Below are 13,346 nucleotides of genomic sequence, written 5' to 3'. Positions count from 1 at the left end.
TGTCTTATAAATTATACCCGGGATTTATCAGGCATGACCAGCGTCGGAAGTGAGTTGACTCATGTTGATGCCCAGAATCTTGCCGGCATACTCCCATCGTTGAGAAAAAGGAACTTCATACATAATTTCGGCCTTATAAGGACATACCAGCCATACATTAGTTATCACTTCCTGCTCAAGCTGATGCTCACCCCATCCCGTATATCCCAGAGTAATTAAAGCATCTTTGGGACCCGTATCATCAGCGATTGCGCGGATAATATCATTGGAGGTAGTCACGGTCACATCATCGCGCAGGGATAAACTGGAACGCCAGCCGCCGGTTGGCCGATGGATTACAAAACCTCTTTCCGGCTGCACAGGGCCTCCATATAGCAAAGGCTGATAGTTTTGCTCATTGCGAAGAGGGTGAATATTCATTTGTTCAAAAACGAGCCCAAGCGGGTATTGCATGGGACGGTTAATAATTAATCCGACTGTACCGTGTTCATTATGCTCGCACACATAAATCACGGCATGCTGAAAGTTAGGATCCGTTAACGAAGGCATGGCAATTAATAGTTGATTGGCGAATGAATTATCAATTGCCATAAACCCTCTCCTTAAAAAAATATAGTTCTTAATCTCAGTATATACCATTGAGTAAAACTTGTTTTTATTTAGGAAATAAGAGTAAATCGGCGGGCCTGGAAAGACAGGTAATCTGTTCTTTTATTCGCCCGATAAAAATTTCCAGGGTTTGCAGGTCATAGGAGCAACTATCCGCCAGAGGCTGCCACACGCTATGAGGCCAGGCAATATCGGTTTTAAATCGTGCAACAATATGAATATGCAACTGGCTAACTATATTCCCCAGAGCACCGATGTTTAATTTATCCGGTTCACAACACGCCTGTAAAACGCGGGAAAACAAATCGATCTCCTCCATAAGGACGAGTTGTTGTTTTGGAGATAACTGGGTGATTTCCTGTACGCCCTCCACTCGTGGCACTAAAAGAAGCCAGGGGAAACGGCTGTCATTTTTTACCAGTACGGTAGATAAACGGCTCTCACAAACAAATACACTGGAATTTAGTATGCGCTCGTCGATTGAAAACATAGTCTCAAGCTATTTTGGTTAGTTTATGCATTCTAAAGGATGGTGTATTAAAAGTTAATCCAGGCTTGCTGAATATGAGCATTTTTTTAAAACAGTAATTTTTTTTAGAGCAGACTCCTTATAATGTCAGGAAAATAATAAATTTTTTCATAAAAAATATTTGACAAGCATGAATTTTGAGTTATGTTGAAAAGTACCTATATTATTTATGGGTTTTCACAATTGTCATTTAAGGACGAAGGCAATTACGCTATTGGTTATGTTGTATAAATCGATATGCAGCTGCCAGTTTAAGGAGGATTTATGGCTACAGGCGAAGTTAAATGGTTTAATAATGCCAAAGGATGGGGATTTATTATGCCTGAAGGTGGTGGCGAAGATATTTTTGTACATTTTTCTGCCATTCATGGTTCAGGGTACAAAACCCTGGCTCCCGGGCAACAGGTTTCTTACGATTTGGAAAAAGGCGAGCGTGGTTTGCATGCGTCTAATGTCATTGCATTAAGTGAACCAGTTGAAGAAATGGCTTAGGCTGATATAGCTTACCGCCCTTCATTACCATGTACCGCTTTAAATATCTGGATTAACGCGAATACATCATTTAAAAAAGCGTTGCTCCTGAACCGATTCGAGTTGAGGGATATCCTCAGCCCGAACGGCTCAAATCTCCAAATCATCACTAGTGACTGCGCACTCAGTTAAAGCGGTTCTACCAGTAAAACCGTATTATCCTGAACAGCAATGATTTTAACACGAGCTCCTGCGGCTAGCTCAGGCCCGGTTACAAACCAGTAGGCGTCATTTAAATAGATTTTACCTCGACCATTTTCAATAGCCTGACTCAGAATAGCAGTTCGCCCTATTAGTGCGTCCAGAGGGCGATTAATCAGTGGCGGTGGTGAAACCTGTGAGCGGTATTTAAGGACTCTCCACCATCCTATGGTGAATAAAATGCAGAACAGGGAGAACCAAATCAGTTGCCATTGCCAGTACAAGCCGGCTACTAAAGTGAGGATGCCCGTTAACGCAGCAGCCATTCCAAGTGCAACCAGTAATCCTGCAGCCCCCAGGGTTTCAGCAATCATTAAGATCAGGGCCAATGCGAACCAATGCCAATATACTAACCAGCTCATTATCATCTCACTAATTCGATTTAGTCTTAACGTTATTCATCAATTCGCTGATTCCGCCAAGCGCTCCTATTATTCCAGTTGCTTCAACGGGTAATAATACCATCTTACTGTTTTGAGCATTTCCTATCGATTTAAGCGCATCGACATATTTCTCGGCGATAAAATAATTAATCGCATTGATATCACCTTGCGCTATCGCTTCAGAGACCATACGCGTCGCATTAGCATCAGCCTGCGCGGTGCGTTCACGCGCCTCAGCTTCCAGGAATGCTTCCTGACGAGCCGCTTCTGCCCGCAAAATCTGCCCCTGCTTGTCCCCTTCAGCACGCAGTATTTCTGCTTGTCTATCCCCTTCGGCAGCGAGAATTGAAGCCCTTTTTTCACGCTCGGCTTTCATTTGATTCGCCATTGCATCCACCAGATCCTGTGGCGGGCGAATATCACGAATTTCAATTCGGGTCACCTTTACACCCCAGGGAGTAGTTGCCTGATCAACCACATGCATTAGCCGGCTATTGATTTCATCCCGATGGCTAAGCATACCGTCCAATTCCAGAGATCCCAGAACGGTACGTATATTGGTCATGGTTAAATTGCGGATGGCATGTTCCAGATTATCGACCTGATACGCTGACTTTGCCGTATCCACCACCTGAAAAAAACAGACTGCGTCGATAGTCACCATCGCATTATCAGACGAAATGATTTCCTGCGGAGGAATCTCAAGGACTCGTTCCCTCATATTTACTTTATAGGTAACCCGATCAATAAATGGAACAATTAATCCCAACCCTGGTGACAGAGTGTGGGTGTAGCGTCCAAACCGCTCCACAGTCCACTCTTCTGATTGAGGAACCACTTTCACACCAGAAAGAACAAAAGCAACTGCAAAAATAACCAGTAAACCCAATGTAATTAAGGATTCCACGATATGCTCCAAATAATGAGAACTAAGGGTCTTATTCCATTCACATTTTAATCATACACCAGAATATTGCAAAAGTGGTTTTTTATGCTATAGAAGAATCTATACAATACTGTTTAGGAGCAGGGAATGAGCAATAGACGATTTGCTGAACGCCTGAATAAAGAACTGGATGGTATCGGGGTTCCCCTTAGAGACGATGAGCGGATTGAAGTATTTTCTAAGCTCTTGAAAATTCCCAGATATCAGGCAGAGGCTTTTTTAAACGGAATAGTCATTCCCACAGCTAAAATACTGGATCGTCTAGCCGATGAACTGGAGGTTAACCCGGATTGGCTCATCGGTAAAAGTGATAACCGAAAGAGAGAAACCCGGGCCTCCTAACCTGTTTGCAGAGATTAGAGACTCGTCCGTCTCTGCAAACCAGCAGATTGCTCTTCCACCACCTCACACATAGCAGAACATTTCGCCAGACGTACAGCGAGGCTGACGCTATGCGCTGACGAACTTAACAATTGATTACCGAAAGCCTTGCCTGCAAGCGTCTTTATTTCCTCAACCGACTCTGCATTATTAATGCTATGCATGAGCAGCCTGGTATATTCAGCTTTTGTCGCCGTCAGCTCGGAATTTCTAAAGAAACGAGTAATCAGAGACGCCGAAAACTCACCCTCTTTTAAGGAGCCTCTCGAAAGCAGATAACGGGTTAACTCTCTGATGCAGCTTTCTTTAAGATTATCGAGACTTAATTCTCTTTCAACTAATAAAATATTTTTCGCTTTACTAACTGCTTCGGATAATCTGTCTTTGGTTTTTAAAGAAACTGCAGGCAGCCGCCGGGAGGGATGAGTAGAGATGCTGGCTCGATAATCGATTATCTCCGCCGCCAGTTCAACCCGTGAGTTAACGCCCACATTGCGTTGAGCATCATAGCCGGCAGCCAATGCCTTTATTAAATTGGGTTTGTTTTTTAAAAATCCGGCGTCAAAAATGTCAGGCCGATTGTTCTTGATAAACAATAAGGCTTTGACTGTTTCTATTGTTTGTGGAAAGACCCAACTATTTATCCGAAACCAATTGTCATGAAGAACCTCTGCATCCCCCCAATAGTTCTGGCTTGCTATACTGCTTCGTCTTGTTTTATTTCCCAGGCGAACTTCATGCCTTTTCTCAAGCTCCAGACAAAGCCCCACATCGACACAAACGACATGACCGCTTTTTGTTGTCACAAAATTCTTGCGTCCAGCCGCGTCAATAACAATACGGCCAGTACGTGTAAAAATATCAATTAAAGCGCCAACCATTTCCTCATCGGTAGATTGTCTGCCTTTAACGTAAGGACAAATCCATCCAGGGCCAAACTGTTTGGAACGAACAACACGGGCGGGGGGTTTGATATGAGAGTTTATTTCATTCCACAGTCTTACTGAACGTTCTGGGAGGTCTGTCTCATAGCACTTTTTTTGAATTTTTAAGACCTCTGCTTTCTCGACATTCACATAAGTGGTATTAAAACTACCACCTCCTAATTTTTTCCAAGGCATTTTGAGACCTCCAAGCAAAAACAATTTGCTCAATTTTACATCATTGTTTATTTATAATAAACACATTTAATTGTTTTTTTCTCAAGATCGTTAGACTGCGGTCAAGCCGCAGTCTAAGGAAAGGAAGGCCGCCTATCCCTGAAAGCGTTGATTTAAGCCTTTGGGCTTGGCATTTTTTTCAATGTACTGAATAATCTTTCCCGCAATATTAATATGGGTCGCCTTTTCAACTCCCTCCAATCCTGGGGAGGAGTTGATTTCAAGCACCAGCGGTCCATGATTGGATCGAATTAAGTCGACACCGGCTACTTTGAGTCCCATCGCTTTTGCCGCTCCGATCGCAATGGCTCGCTCCTGTGGGGATAAGGCAACTTTTTGCGCTTTACCGCCCTGGTGAACATTGGCGCGAAACTCTCCCTCTTTTGCCTGTCGTTTAACCGCGGCAACGACTTTATCCCCAATGACAAAGCAACGGATGTCCGTTCCTTTGGACTCCTGAATAAATTCCTGCACCAGAATATTGGCCGACATTTCCTTAAATGCATTAATAATGCTAACTGCTGATTGATGGCTGTCTGCGAGAATAACGCCTTTGCCCTGTGTTCCCTCAAGCAATTTAATGACCAGGGGAGCTCCGCCGACCATACGAATTAAATCTTCTGTATCATCCGGTGACTGCGCAAAACTGGTCAATGGCATCGGGATCCCTTTTCGAGCCAATATCTGCAGGGAGCGGAATTTATCCCGGGAGCGTGAAATCGCTATCGATTCGTTTAAGGTATACATCCCCATAGTTTCCATATGCCGCAAGACTGCAGTGCCGTAGTAAGTAATTGACGCACCAATACGCGGGATCACCGCATCATACTTGGGCAAGGGTTCACCGCCGCGATAATGCACTTTAGGGCTGGAAGCCGCAACATTCATATAGCAGTACAGTGGATTGATAATATTGACTTCATGTCCAGCAGCTTCACCGGCTTCCTTTAATCGTTGGTGAGAATATAAATGGGGATTGGTCGCCAAGATCGCAATTTTCATGAAGATAATTATTCCCAATTGTTTTTATTGTATCCAAAAATCTATTTCTTCTCTGAGCCAGTCACAGGACTGAGTCTGCTTTGTCTCATGAGAAAAGTATAGACGACAAGTAAGGGCTTGTTGGCTCGTTATTCATACGAAATTACTGTGATCCGGTGCTCCATCTCTCAAAGACAATGGCATAGAGAGCTGGATGCCTGATAAGCATACAGGCTCAGGCTTCACAGAGTATACAATCTATTTCAGATATGACAGGAAAACGAGTAGTTAAGCAACACCCTAAAATTTTTAACCAACCAGAAGCTGATAATCTTTTGCCAGTAAATCAGCTCGATGAGGAGTGGTGAAAAATGCACTCAATTCCCCCTGGGGATTGAATAGCATGACAGCACCGCTGTGCTGTACATCATAGTTCTCTGAATTTGTTGAGATTTTTTTCTCATAGGCAATACCCATTTCCATTGCCATTTTTTTCACAGTCGCCTGCTCCCCTCTTGCGCCATAAAAATGAGGATTGAAAGCGATCACATAATTTTTCAGTTTTTCAAGATCATCTCTTTCCGGATCAACAGAAATCATAACAACATGCGGTAAAGGTTTCACCCGCTGTTCTTCAAGGATACTGTACATTTTAGCCAACTCAGCCATCGTAGTAGGACAAACGTATCCGCAGTTAGTAAAACCAAAAAATATCATTGTCCATTGTCCCTGCAGACTCTTGTTGTCAAAGGATTTCTCATCAACCCCTGTCAGACTGAACTGCTCGATATCACGAGGTTTTTGTAATAAGGTGCCATGAAATTGCGAAGGGTCAATTTCTTTATTCCAATGCATATGTTGCGCGACGAACAAACCGGTAAACATGGCTGCTATAGCTAAAAGCAACGTGACCGTCAGGGTAATTTTTTTATTTTGATTTGCCATTTTTTCCTCTTACACGTAATGGTCAATTAACAAAAAGACAAACAGTAACATTAAATACACAATAGAGAATCGAAAGGTACGCAAGGCAATAACCGGCTCATCACTTCGATACAGGCGCCAGGTCCAGTGTAAAAATCGAAGTCCCAAAATAACCGCACCAGCCAGGTAAATCAAACCGCTCATCCCTACAAGGACTGGAAGCATGGTGACCACCAGCAGCAGAATAGTATACAGAACAATATTGAGCTTGGTAAAAGCAATACCATGGGTTACCGGCAGCATTGGAATTTCTGCATGACGATAATCTTCAAATCGATAAATAGCCAGCGCCCAGAAATGAGGCGGGGTCCAGGTAAAAATAATTAATACCAGTAAAAGGGCATTGGGATCAAGGTGATTGGTAATTGCCGTCCATCCCAATAAAGGCGGTGATGCCCCCGCAAGGCCGCCTATCACAATATTTTGCGGGGTAGCCCGTTTCAGATAACCAGTGTAAATCCCGGCATAACCAATAAGCGTCACAAAGGTTAGCACTGCAGTAAGCGTATTGATCCATAGAGAAAGCAAGGTCAGACCTGTAACACCCAAAAACAAGGCAAAGCTAATCGCCTGTTTAATCGAAATGCGGCCCCGAGCCACCGGACGTTTTTTGGTTCTTGCCATTAAGGCGTCAATACGTTTATCAACCAGATGGTTGATTGCTGCGGCACTACTGGCGGCACAGCCGACTCCTATGAGTGTAATGCACAAGGTAGATAAGGGTATCCAACCAGGCGCTGCCAGATACATGCCCACCATAACGGTTAACAGCATTAACAACACCACGCGCGGCTTGCAAAGCTCCAGATAATCTCGCCAGGATGCTGACTTCAGGCAGGCCTCATTTTGCATCACAGCGCTCCTCCCGAGAGAAATAAAACATTGTAAACAGGCTGGCCAATAGCATGGCAGCCATCCCATTGTGGGCAACTGCAGACCATAACGGAAGCAGATACAAGACATTGATAATACCAAGGCATAGCTGGACGCCAAGCAGGATAAGCACAAAAATCGCCATTCCCCGCAAGGATTTGCTGGCAGATCTCAGCAATATAAGTCCAGAAAGGCCCAATAAATAAAGAGTGGTAATTAAAGCGCCCAGGCGATGAATCCCTTGAATAGATGCTCTGACTTCGCTATCGAGAAGGCCGCCCTGATAATTTTCGCCAACGGGTGAAAACAGATTAAACCCCTGGGAAAGCTTTATTGCCGGTAACCATTCGCCATTACACTGGGGAAAACCAATACAGGCAATCCCTGCATAGTTGGCACTTACCCAACCGCCCAGAGCGATCTGGAAAAATACGATGAATGCCCCCAGGGCAATCCAGAAACCCCATGAAGGTTTTGAAGCCTCTCTTCTCGCTGTCATCTGCAAACGAAGACGAACAAGACAAGAAAAAATTAATATACCTCCCAGTAAATGGGCCATCACCACCACAGGAAGTAACCTAAGCGTCACAGTCCACATACCTAGCGCGGCCTGAAACAAGACCAGCAGCATGAGTAGAAAAGGCAAACGGGCAAAAGGTCTCCGTTCTTTCAATGTCCGAAATACCGAAACTCCTCCTACAGCAAAGATTAGCAAGGCCAGTGTACCCGCTGCATAGCGGTGCGCCATCTCCGTCCAGGCTTTACGGGATTCGATAGGATTATCCGGGTAGGTCTTTTGTGCTTGGCCCAACGCCTTGGTATCTGACGGTAGAACCATATGTCCATAACATCCTGGCCAGTCGGGGCAGCCAAGACCTGCATTAGTCAGACGGGTATAAGCGCCCAGCATCACGACCAGCAAGGACAATATGACAGCAATACTCACAGCCCAGCGCATCCAGTTTGTATAAATAGTATCAAGCACTCTGTTTACCCGCGTTTAATAAATGTTTTAAATCTTTATAAATATCTGCCGGCTTGGCGGCTGGTGAATAGGATAAAATCAGGAATTTGTCAGGATTGGCAATATACACCTGTGCTGACGACGGAAGCTTGCTGGCTGACAGGTTTTGATAATGCATATCCTGCTCCTGCAATAGCTGAGCAACCTCTGGAGATAATTTAACACCAGGAGGAAGGATAAGCACCTCTTCCACTTCATATAAATGCCTTCCAAGCGCTAAACGAATACGCCCTAATTTATCAAGCTGTGACAAACAGGCTTGTTCACAAACACCGGGATTCCAGAATACCAGCTGCCATTTGCTTTTTGGATTAGCAAGCTCCACAGAAACAGCAGGCACTAGCAAATTGCCTTTATTAATCGCCTGCGCTCGGAGCCATTGCGGATGGGTAAAAAAAAGATAGGCCGCAACACCAGGAGCGATGAACAGGAGCGCTAAAAGATACAGGACCACATTTTTCGATTTAACAGTACTAGTCATTGATTTTTTTCAAATTCGAGCCAATAAAAACCACCAGGGCAATAAAAGCCAGGGCAAACCATTGCAAGGCATAGGCATAGTGACGTTGAGGCGACATTGTAACAGTGGGCCACTCACGGGTAAAACCATTAACGTCATCTTTATTGAGGCGAATAATAAACGGATAGACGGATTTATGCAAAAGATTACTGATTAATTTCACGTCAATGCGTTCAACTATGGTAATACTATCGCTTTTTATTTCAGCTTCCTGTCCTAAAACCCATGATTTAGTGGAAGGAAAATAGGCTCGACCGCTTAAATGAGGTGCTGACTGCAGAGGAGGCAATACCGGAATATGTCTGCGATCACCTGCGATCCAGCCTCTGTCAATTAATAGCAAATGACCGTCAGCAAGCAAATAGGGGGAAAGCACATTATATCCCGGCTGGTGCTCGAAAAACTGATTATCCAGAAGAAAAATGGATGACAAATACCGGCCTTTTATCTGAATCGATTGATACTGCTTGGGATAGGGCATTCCGGCAACCCATTCAACGGGAGGCAGTTGAGTCTCTCTGGCTTCGGCAGTAAGGATCAATTGTTTTTCTTCTGCGCGATGCAGCTGCCAGAACCCCAACGCGATAAGCAGGATAATAGCCAATACAGCCAGTACAAGGATACGTCCGCCGGACGTGAAACGATGATTAAAACAAGTTACACTCAGCATTTTTTGGAATCATGAAAAAGCACTGAGGAGATTATACCAAATGTTCACCAAAGCAATCATCCTAATTGTGATGCTAATTATTCTATTCGCACTGGGAAGCGGTTTGATTTTTCTGATTAAGGATAAAGGTTCAACCAACCGCACAGTCAAAGCCTTAAGCTGGCGAATAGGCTTGTCACTCGCCCTGTTTCTCTTTCTTTTGCTCGCCTTTAGTATGGGCTGGATTCAGCCGCATGCAGTGTGATACATTCTAGTGGAATAGCCGGCAAGGAGACGCCCGTGTTTTGGAATCAGGATGAAGAAGGACTCATCAGGGATTATCAGGAAGAAGGGGTAGTCTGTATCCGGCAATTATTAAATCCAAAGCAGATAGCTCTCCTGACTGAAGGTATTGAACATAATTTGCAGCAATTGAGCCATCGCGCCAAAGTAGCCAGCCGCCCGGATGATCCAGGCTGCTTTGTTGAGGATTTCTGCACCTGGCAAACCAATCCCTTTTATCAGGAACTTATTTTTGATTCCTGTTTGGGGGAGATAGCCGCTAAATTAACTGATAGCCGCCACATTCGCTTGTACCATGATCACTTACTGGTCAAAGAAGCGGACACTCTCCAATCAACACCCTGGCATCAGGATCAGCCTTATTACAATATTGAAGGCTTACAGAACTGCAGCATGTGGATACCGGTTGACCCTGTCAGCCAGCATGCAGCCTTGCGTTTTGTATCGCACTCACACCGCGGGCCCTGGCTAATGCCCCGCTCATTTATGGATAAGCAGGCCAAATGGTTTCCTGAGGGATCGCTTGGTGAGCTGCCTGATATCGAGCAGAATCCACAGCAATACGAGATTAAATCCTGGTCTATGCAGCCTGGCGATGTGATTTGCTTTCATATGCTAAGTCTGCACTCCTCACGAGGTGCTGACACTGGGCAAAGACGCAGAGCATTCTCTCTTCGCTTTTTAGGCGATGACATTATCCATGCCCCACGCCCCTGGATTACTTCACCTGATTTCCCTGGGCTGACAGAAGAACTGGCAGCCGGAGCGCCTATGTGCCATCCTTTATTTCCAGTGATCTGGAAAGCTGATTGACCAGCAGATATTTAGTCCTATTATTCAAAAGGAAAGGAATTTAACATGTATACTTTATACTCAGCCCGTACGCCAAACGGCATAAAACCAACCATTATGCTTGAAGAGCTGGAAGTGCCCTACTCTGTTAAAATGATTGATATTATGAGCGGTGAACAGTTCAAACCGGAATTTTTAATCATTTCGCCGAATAATAAAATTCCCGTCATCTATGATAGTGAACAGGATTTTTTTCTTTTTGAAAGCGTTGCTATTCTTCAATATCTGGCTGAAAAAAATGAACGATTTTTACCAACTCATCTCAAAGCCAAATTTCAGGTCATGCAGTGGTGCTATTTTCAGGCAGCCCACATTGGTCCCATGTTTGGACAATACGGTCATTTCCACCGCTATGCACCAGAGCAAGTCCTTTATGCGCAAGAGCGCTATGCCAATGAAGTATTACGATTGATGGGCGTTATGGAAAAGCAGCTGGCCAGCAATCCCTTTATTAGCGGAAACGAGTATACCATCGCTGATATGGCAATATGGCCCTGGCTTTATTGTTATGAAGAATTTTATCAGGCACATATTGATGAAACACAATTTCCAGCACTAATTCGCTGGTATCGTCAGATTGCTGAGCGTCCTGCGGTGATGAGAGCACTTGACTCATATGAGTAACTTCAAAAAGAGTTGACAGGCGAAGCAGAGAATAGAAGCCAGAGAATTTTATCTGGCAGAATATACTATAATTAAGTGTCTCAACCTCAAGGATAAGCAACGTGCTTTGGATATATATTATTGTTGCTTTTGTCGCTGCCCTTTTAATGGTATTCCTTTGCATTTTTGCCATTAAAAGGCCTTCAAACAGTGTCGCTTTGTGGGCAGCCATTCTCACTATTTCCCTTCTGATAGCCGCCCTTTTTGTTTATGGAATTCCTTATTACCGAGCCTCTGAATTTGAAAATTACATGAGACAGACTTATCCGGTAATGAGCCTGATTGAACAGCAATCGCCTACGGAATTTCGTGCCTATATGGATGAGGCTCAGCATGCCATTCGGCATTCAAAAGGACAAAAAGTAGTTGCAGTGTATACGGGTGAATTCATCAATTCCCAGTTATCGAAATACATCGGAAGGGCGAGTAATCTGTCTATCTATGAGTATACGGTAACGACATTGAATTGTTACCATAGTCTATATAAAACAAATCCGCCGCTGGTTATCGATATGGAATTTGCCAGTTTTTTTCCCAATCGTATCAATTTTGATAACCTGGAAAAAGGCACTGAAGTTTGTGGTGATACGATTACAATCGCCAAACTCAATATCATCGAATCTGCGATAAGAAATCCCTCCCCTCCAATCACACAGGAGGAAATTGTTGCTGCGCAAGTGAATCTGAGAGAAATTTTTGCGCAGTTAGCAGCTAAATATGGTGAAGCAGCAATAGAACAGACATTTACCAAACCCTACGACGCTCTGGATAAACCTCAAATTGCTAACATTATTATTGAATTTTATGAGAAAGTCATTTTGAAAGGACAGGACAATACCGGCATCCTTTTAAAATATTTGCTGACTCAAAAAATTACCAATGAAGAGTAAGTTTCAACCTGGATTGAGCACTGTTCTAGATGCCCTTCTGCGCTTTAATTGCCGCTCTTAGCCTTTTAGCATCCTGAGGAGCACATGCTTTTTCATCATTATCAAAATAACAATAGACAGGCTTATTTTCCTTTTGCCATTCCAGTATTTTCCGAGCACATCCCTGGATTGCGTCTTCTGAGTAAGCACCAGTATAAGGGGTTATCTCCGGTCCGTGCATACGAATATAAATAAAATCACCGGTGACGATACTCGGAGTTTGATATTGTTTATGATCATAAAAACAAAGGCTCATACGCTGAGACGCCAAAAGCTCATAAAGGGAGTCACAAAACCAGCTTTTTGAGCGGAATTCAAAGGTATAGCGTAAATCTTTTGGCAAATAATCAATAAATTTCTTAAGCCGAGGCAGATCAATATGCCAATAAGGCGGAAATTGAAAAAGAATGGGCCCCAGTTTATGTTCAAAATAACGAAACGCAGTTAATAAGCGATCAACACTTTCTTCGGCATCTTCCAGCTTTTTCGTATGGGTAATATAACGATTCGCCTTGCAGGAAAAGACGAACTCCTCTGGCGTTTGCTCCACCCATTTTTTTACATTATTCTCTTTAGGAAGCTGATAAAAACTATTATTTAGTTCCACTGAATCGAAGACTTTGGTGTAGTAAGGCAAGACATCTGGTGATTTGATTTTGTCAGGATAAAAATTGCCAATCCAGCCTTCATAACTCCAGCCGGAGGTACCAATATAACAGCCATTTTGCTTATCCATAGCAGCCTTTAATTAAAGGAATCCTTATAAATTATGGCAAAATTATGCTGGCTCTGCATAAACTTCTTCCAGGCTCAGGATGTCTTTGGCTT

Annotated in this window: 18 protein-coding genes; 6 read left to right on the top strand and 12 right to left on the bottom strand. The window is 43.7% G+C overall.

The genetic code is table 11. The features are described from left to right. Positions 1–27: 27 nt before the first annotated feature. Complete coding sequence (locus B1207_RS10085; protein WP_058508943.1) at positions 28–591, bottom strand: YqgE/AlgH family protein; 564 nt, start codon at positions 589–591, stop codon at positions 28–30. A gap of 64 nt (positions 592–655) precedes the next feature. Then, positions 656–1,099 carry an HIT domain-containing protein gene (locus B1207_RS10080; protein ID WP_112219855.1) on the bottom strand — a complete coding sequence of 148 codons (444 nt, stop codon included), beginning with the start codon at positions 1,097–1,099 and terminating at the stop codon, positions 656–658. 303 nt (positions 1,100–1,402) lie between these two features. Between B1207_RS10080 and B1207_RS10075 the strand changes: the two genes are divergently transcribed. Next, on the top strand, positions 1,403–1,630 hold the full coding sequence (locus B1207_RS10075; RefSeq protein ID WP_058508941.1) for a cold-shock protein: 228 nt from the start codon (positions 1,403–1,405) through the stop codon (positions 1,628–1,630). A 167-nt stretch (positions 1,631–1,797) separates the two neighbouring features. Here the strand turns inward: B1207_RS10075 and B1207_RS10070 are convergent, their stop codons facing one another. Both B1207_RS10070 and B1207_RS10065 read right to left on the bottom strand, forming a co-directional pair. Continuing rightward, positions 1,798–2,232 (bottom strand): NfeD family protein, encoded by a 435-nt coding sequence (locus B1207_RS10070; RefSeq protein ID WP_172458274.1) that lies wholly within the window; start codon positions 2,230–2,232, stop codon positions 1,798–1,800. A gap of 10 nt (positions 2,233–2,242) precedes the next feature. Then, a complete protein-coding gene (locus B1207_RS10065) occupies positions 2,243–3,160 on the bottom strand; it encodes an SPFH domain-containing protein (protein WP_172458273.1) in 918 nt (305 codons plus the stop codon). A gap of 126 nt (positions 3,161–3,286) precedes the next feature. On the opposite strand from B1207_RS10065, the gene B1207_RS10060 reads away from it, so the two are divergent. Next, positions 3,287–3,541, top strand: a complete 255-nt coding sequence (locus B1207_RS10060) for a hypothetical protein (RefSeq protein WP_112219853.1) — start codon at positions 3,287–3,289, stop codon at positions 3,539–3,541. A gap of 14 nt (positions 3,542–3,555) precedes the next feature. Here B1207_RS10060 and B1207_RS10055 read toward each other — a convergent pair whose 3' ends face one another. The 7 genes from B1207_RS10055 to B1207_RS10025 all read right to left on the bottom strand — a co-directional run bounded on the left by B1207_RS10055 (position 3,556) and on the right by B1207_RS10025 (position 9,792). Beyond that, positions 3,556–4,701 (bottom strand): hypothetical protein, encoded by a 1,146-nt coding sequence (locus tag B1207_RS10055; RefSeq protein ID WP_112219852.1) that lies wholly within the window; start codon positions 4,699–4,701, stop codon positions 3,556–3,558. 132 nt (positions 4,702–4,833) lie between these two features. After that, entirely contained in the window at positions 4,834–5,742 is a 909-nt protein-coding gene (gene rimK, locus B1207_RS10050; RefSeq protein ID WP_058508936.1) for a 30S ribosomal protein S6--L-glutamate ligase, read from the bottom strand. Positions 5,743–6,030: 288 nt separating this feature from the next. Beyond that, positions 6,031–6,666, bottom strand: coding sequence for an SCO family protein (locus B1207_RS10045; protein WP_112219851.1), 636 nt, complete (start codon positions 6,664–6,666; stop codon positions 6,031–6,033). Positions 6,667–6,675: 9 nt separating this feature from the next. Further along, entirely contained in the window at positions 6,676–7,557 is an 882-nt protein-coding gene (cyoE, locus tag B1207_RS10040; protein ID WP_112219850.1) for a heme o synthase, read from the bottom strand. Continuing rightward, complete coding sequence (locus tag B1207_RS10035; RefSeq protein ID WP_172458281.1) at positions 7,547–8,551, bottom strand: COX15/CtaA family protein; 1,005 nt, start codon at positions 8,549–8,551, stop codon at positions 7,547–7,549. Before B1207_RS10035 ends, cyoE begins: the two co-directional genes overlap by 11 nt. A gap of 4 nt (positions 8,552–8,555) precedes the next feature. Continuing rightward, the gene (locus tag B1207_RS10030) at positions 8,556–9,083 is read right to left on the bottom strand and encodes a hypothetical protein (protein WP_112219849.1); all 528 of its coding nucleotides are present in this window, start codon (positions 9,081–9,083) and stop codon (positions 8,556–8,558) included. Next, positions 9,076–9,792 (bottom strand): SURF1 family protein, encoded by a 717-nt coding sequence (locus B1207_RS10025; RefSeq protein ID WP_112219848.1) that lies wholly within the window; start codon positions 9,790–9,792, stop codon positions 9,076–9,078. Before B1207_RS10025 ends, B1207_RS10030 begins: the two co-directional genes overlap by 8 nt. 40 nt (positions 9,793–9,832) lie before the next feature. On the opposite strand from B1207_RS10025, the gene B1207_RS10020 reads away from it, so the two are divergent. The 4 genes from B1207_RS10020 to B1207_RS10005 all read left to right on the top strand — a co-directional run bounded on the left by B1207_RS10020 (position 9,833) and on the right by B1207_RS10005 (position 12,479). Next, positions 9,833–10,036 (top strand): twin transmembrane helix small protein, encoded by a 204-nt coding sequence (locus B1207_RS10020; RefSeq protein WP_112219847.1) that lies wholly within the window; start codon positions 9,833–9,835, stop codon positions 10,034–10,036. 35 nt (positions 10,037–10,071) lie between these two features. Continuing rightward, positions 10,072–10,887, top strand: a complete 816-nt coding sequence (locus tag B1207_RS10015; RefSeq protein WP_172458270.1) for a phytanoyl-CoA dioxygenase family protein — start codon at positions 10,072–10,074, stop codon at positions 10,885–10,887. Between the two features lie 45 nt (positions 10,888–10,932). Next, on the top strand, positions 10,933–11,550 hold the full coding sequence (locus B1207_RS10010) for a glutathione S-transferase C-terminal domain-containing protein (protein ID WP_112219846.1): 618 nt from the start codon (positions 10,933–10,935) through the stop codon (positions 11,548–11,550). A 101-nt stretch (positions 11,551–11,651) separates the two neighbouring features. Further along, positions 11,652–12,479, top strand: a complete 828-nt coding sequence (locus B1207_RS10005; protein ID WP_112219845.1) for a hypothetical protein — start codon at positions 11,652–11,654, stop codon at positions 12,477–12,479. Between the two features lie 25 nt (positions 12,480–12,504). Here the strand turns inward: B1207_RS10005 and B1207_RS10000 are convergent, their stop codons facing one another. Beyond that, positions 12,505–13,254 (bottom strand): DUF72 domain-containing protein, encoded by a 750-nt coding sequence (locus B1207_RS10000; protein WP_112219844.1) that lies wholly within the window; start codon positions 13,252–13,254, stop codon positions 12,505–12,507. Positions 13,255–13,346 lie beyond the last annotated feature (92 nt).

It is taken from the genome of Legionella quinlivanii, from assembly GCF_003265995.1.
In the GTDB taxonomy this organism is placed as follows: Bacteria; Pseudomonadota; Gammaproteobacteria; order Legionellales; family Legionellaceae; genus Legionella_C; species Legionella_C quinlivanii_A.
Note: the sequence above shows the minus strand (reverse complement) of the source record. Positions and strands in the feature narration are given on the sequence as shown.

Coding starts and splice junctions, on each gene's coding strand:
- rimK (WP_058508936.1), bottom strand. CDS start 5,742: ATGAAAATTGCGATCTTGGCGACCAATCCCCATTTATATTCTCACCAA.
- B1207_RS10045 (WP_112219851.1), bottom strand. CDS start 6,666: ATGGCAAATCAAAATAAAAAAATTACCCTGACGGTCACGTTGCTTTTA.
- B1207_RS10060 (WP_112219853.1), top strand. CDS start 3,287: ATGAGCAATAGACGATTTGCTGAACGCCTGAATAAAGAACTGGATGGT.
- B1207_RS10070 (WP_172458274.1), bottom strand. CDS start 2,232: ATGAGCTGGTTAGTATATTGGCATTGGTTCGCATTGGCCCTGATCTTA.
- B1207_RS10085 (WP_058508943.1), bottom strand. CDS start 591: ATGGCAATTGATAATTCATTCGCCAATCAACTATTAATTGCCATGCCT.
- B1207_RS10080 (WP_112219855.1), bottom strand. CDS start 1,099: ATGTTTTCAATCGACGAGCGCATACTAAATTCCAGTGTATTTGTTTGT.
- B1207_RS10020 (WP_112219847.1), top strand. CDS start 9,833: ATGTTCACCAAAGCAATCATCCTAATTGTGATGCTAATTATTCTATTC.
- cyoE (WP_112219850.1), bottom strand. CDS start 7,557: ATGCAAAATGAGGCCTGCCTGAAGTCAGCATCCTGGCGAGATTATCTG.
- B1207_RS10075 (WP_058508941.1), top strand. CDS start 1,403: ATGGCTACAGGCGAAGTTAAATGGTTTAATAATGCCAAAGGATGGGGA.
- B1207_RS10000 (WP_112219844.1), bottom strand. CDS start 13,254: ATGGATAAGCAAAATGGCTGTTATATTGGTACCTCCGGCTGGAGTTAT.
- B1207_RS10025 (WP_112219848.1), bottom strand. CDS start 9,792: ATGCTGAGTGTAACTTGTTTTAATCATCGTTTCACGTCCGGCGGACGT.
- B1207_RS10030 (WP_112219849.1), bottom strand. CDS start 9,083: ATGACTAGTACTGTTAAATCGAAAAATGTGGTCCTGTATCTTTTAGCG.
- B1207_RS10010 (WP_112219846.1), top strand. CDS start 10,933: ATGTATACTTTATACTCAGCCCGTACGCCAAACGGCATAAAACCAACC.
- B1207_RS10055 (WP_112219852.1), bottom strand. CDS start 4,701: ATGCCTTGGAAAAAATTAGGAGGTGGTAGTTTTAATACCACTTATGTG.